The following is a 16,378-nucleotide window of genomic DNA, read 5'->3' as shown; positions in this document are numbered from 1 at the left end:
CAGCAACCGTATCACGACGCGGGAGGGGCATTTGATCAGCCGCTGCCCGAACTCCCGCTGGGACTCGGACTACTGCTGGGACTACTGCTGGGGCTGGTGCTCGGACTCGGGGTGGCAGTGCCCTTGTTGCCGCTGCCACCACTGGTCTTGCCGGCCTTGGACTGTGCCTCTTCGGCCCGCTTGAGCGCGGCCTCCAGGTCCTTCTGGGCCTCGCCGTACGCCTTCCAGTCCCCCTTCTTCAGGGCCGCCTGGCCGGCGTCGAAGGCCTTCTGGGCATCGTCGAGGGCCTGCTGGACCGTCGGGTTGCCCGACGTCGGCGGCGGGGTCGTCGTCCCCGTGTCCGGTGGCGGGGTGGTCGAACTCTCCGCTCCGAAGACCTTGTTGAGGGCCTGGTCGAGCGTGTCCTCGAACGCGGTCTTGTCGCCGTAGCTCACCAACACCTTGCGCAGGAGGGGGTACTTGAGTCCACCACCGCGTACGTAGACCGGCTCCACGTACAGCAGTCCTCCGTCGAGGGGCACCGTCAGCAGGTTGCCGTACTCGATGTCGGAGTCGCCGCCCTTGAGCAGCTTGATCGACTCGGCGATGTCCTGTTCGGAGTTGAACTGGCTCTGCACCTGTTTGGGTCCGTCGACCGTCGTACTGGTCGGCAGTTTCAGGATTCTGATCTTGCCGTAGTCGCTGGAGCCCGCCTCGGCGTCGACCGACATGAACGCGCTGAGGTTGTCACGCCCGTTCGGTGTGAACGTCGTCGTCAGCGAGAACGTCTGTGCCGACTGGTCCGGCATCTTCATGCTCAGGTAGTACGGCGGCACCGCGTTGCCCGACTGGTTCGTCGGGTCGTTGGGCACCTGCCACACCTCGCTGCCGGTGAGGAAGGTCTGCGCGTTGGTGACGTGGTACCGGGTCAGCAGCTCGCGCTGGACCTTGAACAGGTCCTGCGGGTAACGCAGGTGGTCCATCAGGGACTTCGAGATGGCGGTCCTCGGCTCGACCGTGTGCGGGAAGGCCTTCATCCAGGTCTTCAGGACGGGGTCCTCGGTGTCCCACTGGTAGAGCTTGACCTGGCCGGTGTAGGCGTCCACGGTCGCCTTCACCGAGTTGCGGATGTAGTTGACCTGGTTCTGCTGGGCCACCACCGCACGCGAGTTGTTGCTCGCGGTCAACGAGTCGGCCGTGGTGTCCCCGAGGGTCGTACGGGAGGCGTACGGGTATCCGTTGGTCGTCGTGTACGCGTCGACGATCCACTGGATACGGCCGTCCACCACCGCGGGATAGGCGTCGCCGTCGATGGTCAGCCAGGGCGCCACCGCCTCCACGCGCTCCTTGGGCGTGCGGTTGTACAGGATCCGCGACCCCTTGCCGATCGCCCCGGAGTAGAGGATCTGCGGCTCGCTGAACGCCACCGCGTACGCCGCCCGGTTGATCGGGTTGTCGAGGTTGACGCCGCTCTTGCCCTTGTAGCTGGTGGTCTTCTCACCGCTGTCGTCGGAGTAGTCGATCTCCTTCTGGGGACCGCCGACGATCGAGTACGTGGTCGTCTTCTCGCCGTAGTAGATCTGCTGCTTGTACTCCCCGAGATCACCGGTGGAGGGCAGGTCGGACTCGGTGAAGACCGGCTGGCCGTTGGCGTCCGCGTCGGTGCCCTTGGCGGCGACGACGCCGTAGCCGTGGGTGTAGCGGAAGTGGTCGTTGATCCAGTTGTTCTTCGGGATGCCGGCGAGGTTCAGCTCGCGCAGACCGATGACCGTGTCCTGGACCTTGCCGTCGTTGGTGTAGCGGTCGACGTCCAGGTTGGTCGGGAACCCGTAGTAGTTCCTGATCTGCTGGAGCTGCTGGAACGTCGGCGAGACCACGTTCGGGTCCAGGATGCGGATGCTCGCCGTGGAGTCGACGTCGTCGCGCAGCTTGGTCTTGTCCGTGGTCTTGCTGGTGCCCGAGTAGTCGCTGACCTTGGTGTCGTCGATGCCGTAGGCCTCGCGGGTCGCCTTGAGGTTCTTCTGGACGTACGGGGCTTCCTTGGCCTGCTCGTTCGGCTGGACCTGGAACTTCTGCACGATCGCCGGGTAGAGCCCGCCGATCAGGATCGCCGAGAGCACCATCAGACCGAAGCCGATCACGGGCAGCTGCCAGGTGCGACGCCACAGGGTGGCGAAGAACAGCAGCGCGCAGATGACGGCGATGCAGAACAGGATGGTCTTCGCGGGCAGGTACGCGTTCGCGTCGACGTACCTGAGGCCCGTCCAGTTGTCGGTCGCCTTGAAGTCGCTGGACTTGACGGCGAGGCCGTACCGGTCGAGCCAGTACGCGACCCCCTTCAGGGCCACGAAGATGCCGAGCAGCACCGAGAGATGACCGGTCGCTGCCGCGGTGGCCCGGGCACCCGGGCTGGTGACCCGGAGGCCGCCGTACAGGTAGTGCGTGAGCGCCGCGGCGATCAGGGAGAGGATCGCGGCTGCGAAGCCGAAGCCGAGCAGGAAGCGGTACCAGGGCAGGTCGAACGCGTAGAAGGAGACGTCTAGGTGGAACTGCGGGTCCTTCTGGTGGAAGGGCACGCCGTTGACCCACATCAGCCAGGTCCGCCACTGGCTCGACGCCGAGGCGCCGGCGATCAGGCCCACCAGGGCGGTGATCCCGAGCAGCAGCCACTTCTTGTACGGCGCGATGCCCATCCGGTAGCGGTCGAGGCTCTGCTGCTCCATCGACATGGCGCTCAGCGGCGGCCGCAGCCGGTGCGCCAGCCAGATGTTGAGGCCGACGGCGAGGGCCATGAGCAGGCCGAAGACGAAGAACAGCCCGATCTTGGTCCACAGCGTGGTCGTGAAGACGGACGAGTAGTGCACCGACCGGTACCAGAGCCAGTCCGTCCAGAAGCCCGCGAACATGGTGAACGCCATGCCGAGCACGGCGAGGACACCCAGTGTCATGAGCAGGGTCCGGACACGCCGGGACGGGCGGCCCACTCTGATCCGTGGCCCCGTCGGGCCTCCGCCGCGGTCCGGCATCTGGAAAGCCAAGGTGCGCACCTCGAAGTCGCTGTCGGTTCGTCAGGCCCCCGCGTGTTCGTGAGCCCCTCCGTGGCCCCCCGTGATCGCGGGCCCACACCTATGCAACTTACTCACCGTTTACTCGGTTCCCGATTCCGGCCATGAACGAGGCAGGATTGTGACCATGTCCAACACCCCCATGGCAGCGAGCCCGCTCACCCGGGCCGTACTCGAGATCGACGAGTACGCCTCCGGCCTCGGCTGGGACCAGCCCGCCCGCCTTTTCGCCCTGGTCGACACCGCTCGGCTGCGGACCCAGGAACCCGCTCTCGCGGCCCAGCTCGGGCTGGAAAACGAACAGGAGTCCACCGGTCTCACCCCGATCGAGCAGGACGAGATCCCGGCGGGCAAGCCGCTCGACGAGTTCCTCGGCACCATCGCCTGGCCCGACGCGGTGGCCGGCTGCGCGCTCACGGTGGAGCGCCTGATGCTGCCGCCGTCCGCGGAGGCCCAGGTCCCCGAGGGCCTGAACGAGAAGAAGCTCGCCCGCTGGGTCGCCGAGCACCCGGACCGTCAGGAGGTCCGGATGACGGTGGCGGTCCTGCGCGACGGCACCCGCGAGTCGGCCCTCAGGCTGCGCGACAAGGACACCCCGACGGAGGTCCTCACGGGCGGCGACCTGGTCCCCGGCCTCGCCGAGGCCCTGACGGCGACCTTCGAGGACTGATCTCCTCGGGTACGGCTCCGGGGGCGCCCCTGGGTTGCGAGGGCGCCCCCGTCGTCGTACCGGACCCGCTCGTCAGCCCTTGGTCGTGCACTTCGGCAGGGCGTCGGTGTCGCCGCCGCGGATGTCCTTCAGCGCGGCGAGGGCGTCCGCGATGGTGTTCACCTTGACCAGCCTCAGCCCGCTCGGGGTGTCCTTGGCGGCGGCCGCGCAGTTCTCCGACGGGGTCAGGAAGAACTGGGCACCCTTGCTGCGCGCGCCGACCGTCTTCATCTCGATGCCGCCGATCGGCCCGACCTTGCCGCTGTCGTCGATCGTGCCGGTGCCGGCCACGAACTTGCCGCCGGTGAGGCTGCCCGGGGTGAGCTTGTCGTAGATGCCGAGCGAGAACATCAGACCGGCGCTGGGCCCGCCGACGTCGGCGAGCTTGATGTCGACGGTGAACGGGAAGGTGTGATCGGTCCCCGCCGAGATCCCGACGATGGCCCGCTTCGCACCGCTGTCGTCGGACGTGGCCGTGGTGATCGTGACCTTCTGCGTCTTGGTCGCCGTCGTGTGCGCCTTCTCCGCGGCGGCCTGCTCCTTGGCGGGCACGACGGTGAAGACGACGTCCTGACCGGGCTTGTGTCTGGTCACCAGCTTGGCGACGTCGGTCGGCTCCTTGACAGTCGTACCGTCGACGGCCTTGATGACGTCCCCGGCGTGCAGCTTGCCCTCGGCGGGCGAGTCCTTGACCACGGTGGAGACGATCACCCAGGACTTCACCGGGATGCCGAGCTCCTTGAGGGCGGCCACCTTGGCGCTCTCCTGGGACTGGCTGAACTCCTCGGCGTTCTCCTGGGTGGACTGCTCCTCGGTCTTGCCGTCCGGGTAGAGCGTGTCGTGGGGCACGACCTTGTTGTCGTGCGCGAGCCAGCCGTAGACGGCCTCGACGAGGTTCATCCGGTAGTCGGCGCTGGTGACCCTGACCGTGGTCATGTTCAGATGCCCGCTGGTCGCGTAGGTCTTGCGCCCCGAGATCTGCAGCACCGGCTCGCCGTCGTGGTCCCCGAGCGTGTTCACCGTCGGTCCGGGCGACATCTCCGCGTACGGCACGGGGATGAACACTCCCGCGCACAGGAGCGCGATCAGCATCAGGGTGGAGGCGAGCATCGTCGCGGTGCGGCGTGGCATGCCATGACAGTACGGGACGCCCCTGTCGGCGGACCGTCAGGCCCACCTCTTGGTCAGGTGCCGGAGTGGGTCCTGTCCATGGCCTCGCGGAAGCGCGCGTACCCGTCGAGCTCGGGTCCGTCGCTGCGGATCTTCCGGGTCCGGTTGGCCCAGCTTCCCCACAGACCGGCGGCGATCCCGGCGATCAGGGGAATCAACAACCAGACGAGCGCACCCACGCCGACCTCCCAACCCCGGTGAGCCACCTCAAGAACTGACTGATCAGCAGACTAACCATCCGCACTGACAACGCTCACGCCAGGGGTGCGGTTACGCAACCGGAGGCCGACCGAGGGACCTCACCAGGCGCCGGCCGAGGGATCTCCTCCGGCGCCGACGGAGAGACTCAGCAGGCGCCGACCCACTCCTCCGTACCGTCCGAGAAGGTCTGGTGCTTCCAGATCGGCACCTCGTGCTTGAGGTCGTCGATCAGCTTGCGGCAGGCCTCGAAGGCCTCCCCGCGGTGCGGACACGAGACGGCGACGACGACGGCGAGGTCCCCGACCACCAGGTCCCCCACCCGATGCACGGCGGCCAGCGCCCGCACGGGATACTCCGCGACGACCTTCTCCGCGATCCGCCGCATCTCGGCCTCGGCACTGGGGTGGCACGAGTACCCGAGCCGGTCGACGTCGGCGCCCCCGTCGTGGTTGCGCACGGTCCCCACGAACAGCGCGGTCCCTCCGGCCGCGTCGTCCCCGACGGCCCGGAAGACCTCGTCGAGCGAGAGCGCGGTCTCACGGATGGAGAGGAGCTTGATGGGTTCGTCGGCGGCCAGCTCGCCGGGGTGATCATGGGTAGGTGCCATACGTCCATCGTGCCGCACGGGTCCGACAACCCGGAACTGAACTTTCCTACAGGCGTGGCCGCCCTGTCGCGGGATGCGCGCCCCGACCCGGACCCCGGAGGCACCGGGCCGTGTCGGTCCGCGGTCGCCGCCTCAGATGCGCCGCCGGGCCTTCCGCGCCCGCCGCACCACGGCCGCCGCGCCCAGCAGAGCGACCGTCGCCCCCGCGGCCCCCGCCGCGGTCGCGTCCTTCCGGCCCAGCCGCCGTCCGGCAACCGTGTGCCTCCCGGAGACCTCTTCGAGCAGTTCTGCGAGCACTTCCTCGTTGGTCCACTGCGGCCGCCACCCGGCGTCGTGCAGCCGGCTCCCGCTCACCACCCAGGGGTACATCGTGTAGGCGAGGTCCCCGGCAGGCGAGGGGGTCAGCCCGATCCGGTGCAGCCGGGCCGCCGCGCCCAGCGCGACCGCCGACGGCAGTTCCATCCGCCGGATCCCGCTGAGCTCCTCGACCTCCTCCTGCTCCAGCCATCCCTCGCACCCGACCGCGAGCTCCCCCTCGACCTTCTCCAGGACGGCGTACTCCAGAGCGCCGCACAGATCCTCGACATGGCAGAACTGCCAGGCGGGCCGCGACCCGGCGACGACGAGCAGCCGGGGCGACTCGAAATACCTGGTCAGCGCGGTGTCGGTGCCTCCGACCAGCACCGCGGGGCGCACGACGGTGACATTGAGCCCGGGGTGCGCCCGGGGCGCGCGGCGCGCGAGCCGCTCGATCTCCAGCAGGTCACCCACACCGGTGGCCTCGGCCGTGGCGCGCAGCTCGGCGTCCTCCGACAGCGGCAGCTCGTTGTCCGGCAGCGCCCCGTACACCATGGAGGACGTGCACAGCACGACCCGGTGGACCCCGGCCGCCGCGGCGGCCGTCAGGACGGTCTGCGTCCCCCGCACGTTGTAAGCCGTTCGGGCGGCCGCGTCCGTCTCCAGATCGAGGTCCAGGGCCAGATGGACCACCACGTCGGCCCCGCGCAGCTTGTCCGCGATGGCCGGATCCCGTACATCGAGGATGTGCCACTGCGCCGCCGCGCACTCGCCGCGCCGCTCGTCGATGGCGATGACCTGCTTGACCTCCTCCGACGCGGCGAGCCGCTCGGTGAGCAGCGCTCCGACGCCGGTCGCGGCGCCGGTGACGGCCACGACGGGACCGCGCACCGTCGGCGGGGTTGCTTCGTTTCGCGCTGCGCGAACCTGCGGATCTGGGGAACTCACCGGGCGTCTCCAGCGGTTGTCTTCAGTAAGAACGCGAGTGACGCGTCCGTACCAGGTGGCATCCATCCTGCCGCAGGCCAGGAGTCGGCGAAGCACCGAGGCCCGAACCGCCCATGGTGTCTAGGCTGGGTGGTGTTATCGGGCAGCCGTGCCGTCGGAGACAACCGGCGGCCTTACCAGCCGAGGAATCCCGTGAGTGACACCCCATTCGGATTCGGCCTTCCGCCGGAGGAGCCGGAAGACGGCGACGAGGGCAAGAAGAAGGACCAGCAGAGCGGTGGTGGTCAGGGCCCGGCCAACCCGTTCGGTTTCGGCGGGCTGCCCGGCGCCGGGGGCTTTGGCGGCCCGGGCGGTCCTGGCGCCGACAATCCGCTCGCTGCCATGTTCGGTTCGCTGAACCCCACCGACCTGGGCGCCGCCTTCCAGCAGCTGGGCCAGATGCTCTCCTACGAGGGCGGCCCGGTGAACTGGGACATGGCCAAGCAGATCGCCCGCCAGACGGTCTCCCAGGGCACGTCGGACGGCACGAAGGACGCGAGCGTCGGCCCGGCCGAGCGCACCGCGGTCGAGGAGGCCGTCCGCCTGGCCGACCTGTGGCTGGACGACGCCACCTCGCTGCCCTCCGGCGCCGGCTCCGCCGTCGCGTGGTCGCGCGCGGAATGGGTCGAGGCGACCCTGCCCGCGTGGCAGGAGCTGGTCGACCCGGTCGCCGAGCGGGTCGGCGCGGCGATGGGCGATGTCCTGCCGGAGGAGATGCAGGCCATGGCCGGCCCGCTGATCGGCATGATGCGTTCGATGGGCGGTGCCATGTTCGGCACGCAGATCGGACAGGCCGTGGGTGTGCTCGCGGGCGAGGTCGTCGGCTCGACCGACATCGGCCTGCCGCTGGGCCCGGCCGGCAAGGCCGCGCTACTGCCGGTGAACATCGAGTCCTTCGGCAAGGACCTGGGAGTGCCCAAGGAGGAGGTGCGGCTGTATCTCGCCCTGCGCGAGGCCGCCCACCAGCGCCTCTTCGCCCATGTGCCGTGGCTGCGCTCGCATCTCTACGGCGCGGTCGACGGCTATGCGCGCGGCATCAAGGTCGACACCGCCAAGCTGGAGGACGTGGTCGGCCAGTTCGACCCGCAGAACCCCGAGCAGCTGCAGGACGCCCTCCAGCAGGGCATGTTCCAGCCGGAGGACACGCCCGAGCAGAAGGCGGCCCTGGCCCGTCTGGAGACGGCCCTGGCGCTCGTCGAGGGCTGGGTCGACGCGGTCGTCCACGCGGCCGCGAAGCCCCGGCTGTCGTCCGCGGACGCGCTGCGCGAGACGCTGCGCCGCCGCCGTGCGACGGGCGGCCCGGCGGAGCAGACGTTCGCCACGCTGATCGGCCTGGAGCTGCGCCCGCGCCGCCTGCGCGACGCCTCCCGTCTGTGGGCCTCGCTCACGGACGCGCGCGGGGTCGACGGCCGCGACGCCCTGTGGTCCCACCCGGACATGCTCCCCACCGCCTCCGACCTGGACGACCCGGACGGCTTCGTCCACCGCGAGCAGCTGGACTTCTCCGAGCTGGACAAGATGCTGGGCGAGGCGGCGGGCGGCTCCACCGAGAAGCCGAACCTCAAGAAGGACGACACCGAGCACGACGGCAAGGGCGACGACACCGAGTGAGCCTGTACGACGACGCGGTCCTCGTCCTGAAGGGCTACGAGGACCAGGAAGAGCTGCGTCAGGCCTATCTGGACCATTTGGCGGCCCACTCGGACGGCATGTGGAAGGCCTGTCACGCGGGCCACATCACAGCGAGCGCCCTGGTGATCGATCCGGCGCGTGGGCGGGTGCTGCTGACCCTCCACAAGAAGCTCCGGATGTGGCTCCAGATGGGCGGCCACTGCGAGCCGCAGGACACCTCGGTGGAGGCGGCGGCCCTGCGGGAGGCCACCGAGGAGTCGGGCGTGCGTGGGCTGGCACTGCTGCCGGGCGGCCCGGTCCGCCTCGACCGGCACCCCATCCCGGCCCCCTGCCACTGGCACTTCGACGTCCAGTACGCCGTCCTGGCCCCACCGGACGCGGTCCAGGAGATCAGCGACGAGTCCCTGGACCTGCGCTGGTTCGCGTACGACGAGGTGGCGGCCGTAGCGGACGACTCGGTCGTACGACTGCTGGAGGCGACCCGCGCCAGGCTCTGAGCCCGGTCATGGGTAAGGGGCGCCCGCACTGGCGGGCGCCCCTTACCTCTGCCTCTGTCCTCGGGAGCGTCAGCTCCAGACGTTCCCCTGGTTCTGCGCCCGGGCTCCGTGCTGCCCCATGCCGTACTGGGCGGCGAGGCCCGACCCGATCTGGGCGTTCTGCGGCGGCAGCAGCTCGCTCGGCTGGACCAGCGCGAAACCGCTGCCCATGAAGCTGAGCTCCCAGCCCTCACCGGTGTTGCCCCGGCGGCGCCACACCCCGGAGGAGTGCGTCTGCGCCTGCATCTGCACCCGCAGCCCGGTCGACCAGGCGACGATCGCGTCGGCGTCGCAGTTGACGTACTTGTCCGGCGTGACCTGCATCATCAGCGGCGCGCCCGAGGTCATCAGGGCGACCTTGCCGCGGCCGGTGATGTTGAGCTGGTACTTCCCGGACCCGGAGATGCCGTAGAGGCTGTCGACGGCGATGACCTCGTGGTGCAGCGAGGAGTCCATCGCGAGGACGTAGCCGCTGTCGACGGTAAGGCCGTCCTGCTCCACGTCCACCACATGGATGTGCTGGGCGAGGTTGGCGAAGTAGACCGTGCCCTGCCCGTGGCAGCGCATCAGGCTGAGGCCCTCGCCGGTGTACGCACGCGCGCGCGCCTGCTGGTTGCTCTGGTACTCGGCGTCGAACTCGACGAGCCCCTGGTAGGCGACCATGGTGCCCTTGCGGGCCAGGATGTCGTCGTGGCCCTCCAGGAGGACCCGCAGCAGCTGCTTGTTCTGCAGGCTGTAGCGGTCCTGGGACTGCGAGTCGTTGAAGGCGAAAAGCGGACTCTGCATGACGTTCTGGCTCCCCCTCAGCCCCGGAACCGGAGGCGGTCGGTGCTGTCCTCGCTGGGCTGGACGACGACGATGCCCTGACCGGAGAAGGCCATCTGGTAGGCCTCGCCGCTGCCGCGGCCGATCAGCGACTGCGCCTTGAAGCTGCGCTTGCCCTTCACCTTGAGGTTCGGGGACCAGGCGACGAGCGCGTCGGGGTCGACGTAGGTCTCGTCCTCGCCGCCGCCGCAGTCGACGACGATCGGCTTGCCCCGGGAGGTCAGCGCGACCCAGCCCTGCCCGGAGATCTTCGTGTTCCACAGCCCCTGTCCGGCGAACTTCGCGAGCCCCTTGACCCGCTCCACCCCCCAGGTGAGGTGGGCGTCGAAGGCGAGCAGGTTGGTCGCGTTGACGGAGATGCCGTCCCCGTTGAGGTTGATGACGACGACGTTGGCCCCGTAGTCGGCGAGATAGAGCAGTCCGTCACCGGAGCACTTCATCAGGGGCGCGCCCTCGCCGGTCATCCAGTCCCGGGCGATCTGGCGCACGGCCGGCGGGTTGGGCTCGTACTGGATGAAACCCTCGTAGGCGATCATGGACCCCACGCGCGCGAAGAGGTCCTGTCCGCTCTGCATGGCGACCTTGAGCATGTGGTCGCCGTGGTTCTCCATGCGGGTGGTGACGGGTGCGGGGGCGTAGCCCGCGAGCGGCTGGTACATGACGGGCTCCCTCAGACCTCGTACGGCTGGACGACGATGAAGTTGCCGGGGGCGCCCCGGAACTGCAGGTTGACGCTCTCGCCGGTGTCACCCGGATAGGCGTTGCGCCGCATCCGGACCTGGCTGGAGACGATCACCTGGGAGGCGGCCGACCAGGCGACCACGGCGTTGGCGTCGGCGAACGTCGTCGGCGTCACGGGCAGCACCACGGGCGTGCCGTGCGTCTTGACGACGATCGTGCCGGTCCCCTGGAACTGCATCGTGAACAGCGCGCCCCCGGGGATGCCGTGTCCCTCGATGCGCCGGACCTCGTGCTGAAGGCTCTCGTCGAAGGCGAGGACGTTCTCGGCGGACACGCAGATCGCGTCGCCCTGGAGCTCGATGGGGTGCAGATAGGTGGCGTTCTCGGCGAGGAACACCTGGCCCTGGCCGGTGCAGCGCATCAGCTGCATCTCCTGGCCGGTCGCGTTGCCCACGATCCGGCCGGCGAAGCCCGCGCCCTTGTAACCGAAGTCGACCTTGCCCTGGTAGAGCACCATGCTGCCCTGACGGGCGAGCACGGGCTGGCCGCCCATGCCGAGGTCGACGCGGACGAGCTTGCTGTTCTGCAGGGTCCAGCGCTGCCCGGTGGGCGTCTCCTTGAACATCGACAGCGCGGCGGTCACTCCGGCACCGCCCTGGGGAGCGCCCTGCGGGACGCCGTAGCCACCGGGCTGCTGCCCCGGGACCTGGCCGAGGGGCGGCTGCTGACCGTAGCCGGGGGGCGCGGCCGGCTGGCCGTATCCCGGCGGCGGGGCCGGGACGTGCGGCGCCGGCGGCTGGCCGTATCCGGGCGGTGGCGGGGCCGTCTGGCCGGGCGGCTGTCCGTACGGCTGCTGCTGCGGCGGCTGGCCGTACGGGGTGGGCGCCGGTCCCGGAGGCGGTACGGAAGCGCCGCCGGGCGGGGCCATGGGCGCGACGATTGTGGGCGCGGCGTGCACGTTCGGGACGGGCGCGGGAGCACCGGGCGGGGGCGGAGTCGCGCCCGGCGGGGGCGCGAAGCCCTGCGGGGCCGGAGCGGGGACGGGCGCGGGCGCCGGGGCGGCCGGGGCGCCGAACGCGGGGGGCGCGCCGGTCTGGACGGGCGGTGCGAAGCCGGGGGCGGCGCCGGACTGCGGCTGCTGCGGGGCGGGCGCTGCGGGCGCCTCCTCCATGACCTCGCCGCCGAAGTTCTTCAGCAGCGCTTCCAGGCCACCGTCGAAGCCCTGGCCCACGGCCGCGAACCGCCAGACGTCCTTCAGATAGAAGTCGCCCAGCATCACGGCCCGTTCGGTGGTGAACTCCGAGCCGTTGAAGGCATACCGGGCCACCTCCTCGCCACCCGCGACGATCCGGAGGTATCCGGGCGCGACCTGCGACATCTGGCCGGCGCCGTCGATGGTCGCCGTGAACGACAGCTTCTGGATCTGTGGCGGGATCCTGTCCAGCGTGATCCGGAAGGACTCCGTGTCACCCGCCTGGGTGCCGAGGAGCTGGATGGACTCCTCGGGGGACTTCGGCTGGTTGAAGAAGACGAAGTAGCGGTCGTCCGAGAGCCGCTCGTCGGCGTCGAGGCCGAAGCAGCTGATGTCGAACGTCAGTCCGGGGCCGCTGATCTGCACGCCTACGTACAGATCCGTGCCCGCGGTGAGGTCACTGATCCTGGCCTTGTGGCCGCGTTGGAATTCCCTGGCCATGCGTAACGACCGTCCCCCATCCCGAATGCGAGTGCGTCGCGCCAGGCTAACGGCAAACTCCGACATCGCATGAAGCCGGTACAGACCCGGTACACAACACGCGGGCGTGGCCGGAAGTGGCCGTCACTCCTCGCGAGCGCCGGGAAGGTGCGGCAACCGTTCCGCGGCGACCACTCCCTCGAGATAGCCCCGGGCCCGCTCGGTACGCGGATAGGCCTCCAACAGCCGCCAGAAACGGGGCCCGTGGCCCGGCACCAGCAGATGTGCCAGCTCGTGCACGAGGACGTAGTCGACGACGTATTCCGGCATGCCCTGGAGCCGGTGCGAGAGGCGGATGCTGCCCTCGGACGGGGTGCACGAGCCCCAGCGGGTGTTCTGGTTGGTGACCCAGCGCACCGAGGTGGGCCGGGCCCGGCCGTCGAAGTACTGCGCGGACAACCGCTCGGCGCGCTCGGCCAGCTCGGTGTCGCCCAGCACCCGTTTGCTCTCCTGGGCGGCCAGCTTGTCGAGCATGACGGTGACCCAGCGCTGCTCCTCCGCCTCGGACATCCGGGCAGGGATGAGTACGACGGTGCGATCGCCCTCGCGGTACGCGGATACCGTCCGGCGTCGCCGGGCGCTCCTGCGAACCTCGATCGCGCTCGCCCCCGAGCCGCTCGGCGGCTGGCTCGTCGTGCTGCGCTGTGGCATTCCGGCGCTGTGCAGTGGGTCGGCGGGCACGCCCCGACGTTACCCGCTGCACACGGGGGAAGTCCCGCCTCCCGGACGGTTCCGTCTCGATCCCCCACCGAGCGTTTGATTTGTACGACGAATACCCGTCGCCTGTGGACAACTTTCGGCGCCCGTGGTCGGGTCCGGGCATGCTGGGTCTCGCCGGGGAAGCCGCGATCGCCCGTCGACCGACCATCGACCGATCGCCGGCCGGTCACCGACCGAGTGGTCACCGACCGCATCCTCACCGGCCGACGGGGACGATCTCTCAGGGTTACGGGGGCCTGTTCATGGATGCGATGGAATCGACGTGCGCGGCGGACGGGACGAGCCCGGTCGCTCCGCTGGTGAAGCCCGCCCTCCGGCGTGGCTGGCGGGATCTCAACACGGTGCAGTTCGGGATGACTCCGGCGCACGCGATGACCCTGGGTCCGATGGATCCGGCGACCGGCGGCTTCCTCGATCTGCTCAACGGCACCCGGGGGCTGCCGCTGCTGCGCGAGGAGGGGCGGCGCCTGGATCTGCCCGACGGGCATGTCGACAAGCTGGTGGGGCGGCTGACGCGGGCCGGACTGCTGGACGACGCGAAGGGAGGCGGTCCGGCCGCGGACGCCCTGCGCGGCAAGAAGGACGTCCTCGACCGCCTGCGTCCCGACCTGGCCTCGCTGTCCGTGCTCACCGCCGAGCCGGGCGAGGCGATGGGGCGTCTGGCGGCCCGCCGGGCACTGCGCGTGCAGGTCCGCGGTGCGGGCCGGGTGGGCGCGCTGCTGGCCTCGCTGCTGGCGGCCGCGGGGGTCGGCGAGGTCGACGTCCGGGACATCGGCCGGGTCGAGCGATGGGACGTCACCCCGGGCGGGCTGCCCGCGGAGTCGATCGGCGCCCGCCGGGACGAGGCCGCCCGCCAGGCCGTGCGCCGCGCCGCTCCGGACCGCCGACCGCGCCGCACCTCCACGACGCCGTCCGGGGACGGCGACCCCGGCTTCTCGCTGGTGATCCTGGCCCCGCGCGACGACGTCTCCGTCCACGCACCGGCCCCGTCCGCCGCCGAACCCCTCGTCACCTCGGGCACTCCGCATCTGTACGCCGGTGTGGTGGAGGCCACAGGCGTCGTGGGCCCCCTCGTCCTGCCCGGCGAGACGGGTTGCGCGGGCTGTCTGCACGAGGGGCGCACGGACCGGGATCCGGCCTGGCCCCGCCTGGTCACCCAGTGGCGCTCGGGTGCGGGCCGGTCACCACAGGTGCGGCCCTGCGACCTGACGCTGGCCACCACGGTCGCCGGGCTGGCGGCGGCCCACGCGCTCGCGTTCCTCGACGGCCGTCTCCCGGCGACCGCGGGTGCCCGCTGGGAGGTCTCGCTGCCCGGTCTGAACTGGCATGCCCGGCCGGTCTGGGCGCATCCGGCATGCCCGTGCGGGGCGGCGGAGAAGGTAAGTAAGGGAGAACACATCGCCGAGGACGCGGGTTCGCACGAGACAATGGCAGTGCAGCGGTCGCCGAAGGAGTTGTGCCGTAAGGCAGACACGGCGCGGCCGGCAGGGACTTGGAGGGCGCATGTCTGATCTTCCCCGCAAGGCGGTCACCCGGACCGCCAAGCTGGCCGCGCTCCCGCTCGGCTTCGCCGGGCGGGCGACCTGGGGACTGGGCAAGCGGATCGTCGGCGAGTCCGCGGAGATCGTCGGCCGCGAGCTTCAACAGCGCACGGCGGAGCAGCTGTTCAAGGTGCTCGGCGAGCTCAAGGGCGGGGCGATGAAGTTCGGCCAGGCCCTGTCCGTCTTCGAGTCGGCCCTGCCGGAGGAGGTCGCGGGCCCCTACCGTGCGGCCCTGACGAAGCTGCAGGAGGCGGCCCCGCCGATGCCGACGCGCACCGTGCACGGGGTGCTCGGCCAGCGGCTCGGCGAAAGCTGGAAGGACCTGTTCCTGGAGTTCGAGGACAAGCCGGCCGCGGCGGCCTCGATCGGCCAGGTGCACCGGGGGGTGTGGCACGACGGCCGCGAGGTGGCGGTCAAGGTGCAGTACCCGGGAGCCGGCGAGGCCCTGCTGTCCGATCTGAACCAACTCAGCCGTTTCGCCCGCCTTCTGGGCCCACTCATCCCCGGCATGGACATCAAGCCGCTGATCACGGAGCTCAAGGACCGGGTCTCCGAGGAGCTCGACTACGGCCTGGAGGCCCAGGCCCAGCAGGCGCACGCCGAGGAGTTCGCGGACGACCCGGACGTGGTGGTGCCGGCGGTGGTCCACCAGTGCGACCAGGTCCTGGTCACGGAGTGGATGGAGGGCGTCCCGCTCTCGGAGATCATCGCCGACGGCACCACCGGGCAGCGCGACCGCGCCGGTCAGCTCCTGGCCCGTTTCCTCTTCTCCGGCCCGGCTCGCACCGGCCTGCTGCACGCCGACCCGCATCCCGGCAACTTCCGTCTGCTGCCCGGCGGCCCGGACGGCGAGGACGACTGGCGGCTCGGCGTCCTGGACTTCGGCACCGTCGACCGGCTCCCCGGCGGACTGCCGGCCCCGATCGGCGACTCCCTGCGGATGACCATCGAAGGGGAGGCGGAGTCCGTCTACGAACTCCTCCGCGAGGAGGGCTTCGTCAAGGACTCCATAGAGCTGGACCCGGCGGCCGTCCTCGACTATCTGCTGCCGATCATCGAGCCGGCCCGGGCCGACGAGTTCACCTTCACCCGCGGCTGGATGCGCAGCCAGGCGGCCCGCATCGCCGACCCCCGCTCCCCCGCCTACCAGCTGGGCAAGCAGCTGAACCTGCCGCCCGCCTACCTCCTGATACACCGGGTGACCCTGAGCACGATCGGTGTGCTGTGCCAGCTGGGCGCGACGGTACGGCTGCGCGAGGAACTGGAGGAGTGGCTGCCGGGGTTCGTGCCCGAGGAGTACACCGAGGGCGAGTCGGCCGCGGAGGCCTGACCTACCACCAGGCCGAGTCCAGCCGCCCCTCGATCGCCCTGAGGTTCTCCCGGGAGCAGGTGTCGCAGATGTACTGGCGGACGCCGTTCTCCACGGAGAACGTCCAGGTGGGCTGTGGAACGTCGGCCCGGGTGCCGCAGCGGGCGCACACCAGGGGCCGCGGCTCGGTCGGGGAGCCCGGATCGGTGCTGCCTCCGTCAAGACTCGTCACCCGGTGACGATAACTCCGCACGGGACCGGCCGGCGGGCACAACGCACCGCGGGGGCCGGTCCGTGCGAACGGACCGGCTCAGCTGCCTGCCGCCGAGCGAGATCAGGGTGACCGCCGCCCCCGGCACCACCAACACGCCCGTTGCACCGGCCAAC

At 70.5% G+C, this 16,378-nt stretch carries 15 protein-coding genes; 5 read left to right on the top strand and 10 right to left on the bottom strand.

Going from position 1 to position 16,378, the window contains the following annotated elements:
- Positions 1-35: 35 nt before the first annotated feature.
- On the bottom strand, positions 36-3,005 hold the full coding sequence (locus tag ABZT17_RS25700; protein ID WP_356351992.1) for a UPF0182 family protein: 2,970 nt from the start codon (positions 3,003-3,005) through the stop codon (positions 36-38).
- Positions 3,006-3,171: 166 nt separating this feature from the next.
- Here ABZT17_RS25700 and ABZT17_RS25695 point away from each other — a divergent pair, with 166 nt between their 5' ends.
- Positions 3,172-3,714 (top strand): PPA1309 family protein, encoded by a 543-nt coding sequence (locus tag ABZT17_RS25695; protein WP_356351942.1) that lies wholly within the window; start codon positions 3,172-3,174, stop codon positions 3,712-3,714.
- A 72-nt stretch (positions 3,715-3,786) separates the two neighbouring features.
- On the opposite strand, the gene ABZT17_RS25690 is transcribed toward ABZT17_RS25695, so the two are convergent.
- From ABZT17_RS25690 to ABZT17_RS25675, 4 genes are all read right to left on the bottom strand, one after another.
- A complete protein-coding gene (locus tag ABZT17_RS25690; RefSeq protein WP_356351941.1) occupies positions 3,787-4,884 on the bottom strand; it encodes a PDZ domain-containing protein in 1,098 nt (365 codons plus the stop codon).
- 53 nt (positions 4,885-4,937) lie between these two features.
- Positions 4,938-5,102 (bottom strand): hypothetical protein, encoded by a 165-nt coding sequence (locus ABZT17_RS25685; protein WP_356351940.1) that lies wholly within the window; start codon positions 5,100-5,102, stop codon positions 4,938-4,940.
- A gap of 167 nt (positions 5,103-5,269) precedes the next feature.
- On the bottom strand, positions 5,270-5,731 hold the full coding sequence (locus tag ABZT17_RS25680; RefSeq protein ID WP_356351939.1) for a molybdenum cofactor biosynthesis protein MoaE: 462 nt from the start codon (positions 5,729-5,731) through the stop codon (positions 5,270-5,272).
- 132 nt (positions 5,732-5,863) lie between these two features.
- Positions 5,864-6,976: an SDR family oxidoreductase gene (locus tag ABZT17_RS25675; RefSeq protein ID WP_356351938.1), complete on the bottom strand. Its 1,113-nt coding sequence runs from the start codon at positions 6,974-6,976 to the stop codon at positions 5,864-5,866.
- A 192-nt stretch (positions 6,977-7,168) separates the two neighbouring features.
- On the opposite strand from ABZT17_RS25675, the gene ABZT17_RS25670 reads away from it, so the two are divergent.
- The gene (locus ABZT17_RS25670) at positions 7,169-8,626 is read left to right on the top strand and encodes a zinc-dependent metalloprotease (protein ID WP_356351937.1); all 1,458 of its coding nucleotides are present in this window, start codon (positions 7,169-7,171) and stop codon (positions 8,624-8,626) included.
- Positions 8,623-9,144, top strand: a complete 522-nt coding sequence (locus tag ABZT17_RS25665; RefSeq protein WP_356351936.1) for an NUDIX hydrolase — start codon at positions 8,623-8,625, stop codon at positions 9,142-9,144. Before ABZT17_RS25670 ends, ABZT17_RS25665 begins: the two co-directional genes overlap by 4 nt.
- Positions 9,145-9,213: 69 nt before the next feature.
- Here the strand turns inward: ABZT17_RS25665 and ABZT17_RS25660 are convergent, their stop codons facing one another.
- The 4 genes from ABZT17_RS25660 to ABZT17_RS25645 all read right to left on the bottom strand — a co-directional run bounded on the left by ABZT17_RS25660 (position 9,214) and on the right by ABZT17_RS25645 (position 13,102).
- Positions 9,214-9,969 (bottom strand): AIM24 family protein, encoded by a 756-nt coding sequence (locus ABZT17_RS25660; protein WP_356351935.1) that lies wholly within the window; start codon positions 9,967-9,969, stop codon positions 9,214-9,216.
- 17 nt (positions 9,970-9,986) lie between these two features.
- Positions 9,987-10,667, bottom strand: coding sequence for an AIM24 family protein (locus tag ABZT17_RS25655; protein WP_356351934.1), 681 nt, complete (start codon positions 10,665-10,667; stop codon positions 9,987-9,989).
- 11 nt (positions 10,668-10,678) lie between these two features.
- Positions 10,679-12,382, bottom strand: a complete 1,704-nt coding sequence (locus tag ABZT17_RS25650) for a TerD family protein (protein ID WP_356351933.1) — start codon at positions 12,380-12,382, stop codon at positions 10,679-10,681.
- Positions 12,383-12,505: 123 nt separating this feature from the next.
- Positions 12,506-13,102 carry a M48 family metallopeptidase gene (locus ABZT17_RS25645; RefSeq protein WP_356351932.1) on the bottom strand — a complete coding sequence of 199 codons (597 nt, stop codon included), beginning with the start codon at positions 13,100-13,102 and terminating at the stop codon, positions 12,506-12,508.
- 281 nt (positions 13,103-13,383) lie between these two features.
- Here ABZT17_RS25645 and ABZT17_RS25640 point away from each other — a divergent pair, with 281 nt between their 5' ends.
- Both ABZT17_RS25640 and ABZT17_RS25635 read left to right on the top strand, forming a co-directional pair.
- Positions 13,384-14,652: a TOMM precursor leader peptide-binding protein gene (locus ABZT17_RS25640; protein ID WP_356351931.1), complete on the top strand. Its 1,269-nt coding sequence runs from the start codon at positions 13,384-13,386 to the stop codon at positions 14,650-14,652.
- Positions 14,645-16,012 (top strand): AarF/ABC1/UbiB kinase family protein, encoded by a 1,368-nt coding sequence (locus ABZT17_RS25635; protein ID WP_356351930.1) that lies wholly within the window; start codon positions 14,645-14,647, stop codon positions 16,010-16,012. The genes ABZT17_RS25640 and ABZT17_RS25635 overlap by 8 nt, the downstream gene beginning before the upstream one ends.
- Before the next feature lies 1 nt (position 16,013).
- Here ABZT17_RS25635 and ABZT17_RS25630 read toward each other — a convergent pair whose 3' ends face one another.
- Complete coding sequence (locus tag ABZT17_RS25630) at positions 16,014-16,223, bottom strand: hypothetical protein (RefSeq protein ID WP_356351929.1); 210 nt, start codon at positions 16,221-16,223, stop codon at positions 16,014-16,016.
- Positions 16,224-16,378: the final 155 nt, after the last annotated feature.

This window comes from Streptomyces sp. NPDC005648, assembly GCF_040605395.1.
GTDB lineage: Bacteria > Actinomycetota > Actinomycetes > Streptomycetales > Streptomycetaceae > Streptomyces.
Note: the sequence above shows the minus strand (reverse complement) of the source record. Positions and strands in the feature narration are given on the sequence as shown.

What these genes read in the sequence shown, in the direction of transcription:
- ABZT17_RS25700 (WP_356351992.1), bottom strand. Translation starts at nt 3,005, where the DNA reads ATGCCGGACCGCGGCGGAGGCCCGACGGGGCCACGGATCAGAGTGGGC.
- ABZT17_RS25695 (WP_356351942.1), top strand. Translation starts at nt 3,172, where the DNA reads ATGTCCAACACCCCCATGGCAGCGAGCCCGCTCACCCGGGCCGTACTC.
- ABZT17_RS25690 (WP_356351941.1), bottom strand. Translation starts at nt 4,884, where the DNA reads ATGCCACGCCGCACCGCGACGATGCTCGCCTCCACCCTGATGCTGATC.
- ABZT17_RS25680 (WP_356351939.1), bottom strand. Translation starts at nt 5,731, where the DNA reads ATGGCACCTACCCATGATCACCCCGGCGAGCTGGCCGCCGACGAACCC.
- ABZT17_RS25660 (WP_356351935.1), bottom strand. Translation starts at nt 9,969, where the DNA reads ATGCAGAGTCCGCTTTTCGCCTTCAACGACTCGCAGTCCCAGGACCGC.
- ABZT17_RS25655 (WP_356351934.1), bottom strand. Translation starts at nt 10,667, where the DNA reads ATGTACCAGCCGCTCGCGGGCTACGCCCCCGCACCCGTCACCACCCGC.
- ABZT17_RS25650 (WP_356351933.1), bottom strand. Translation starts at nt 12,382, where the DNA reads ATGGCCAGGGAATTCCAACGCGGCCACAAGGCCAGGATCAGTGACCTC.
- ABZT17_RS25640 (WP_356351931.1), top strand. Translation starts at nt 13,384, where the DNA reads ATGGATGCGATGGAATCGACGTGCGCGGCGGACGGGACGAGCCCGGTC.
- ABZT17_RS25635 (WP_356351930.1), top strand. Translation starts at nt 14,645, where the DNA reads ATGTCTGATCTTCCCCGCAAGGCGGTCACCCGGACCGCCAAGCTGGCC.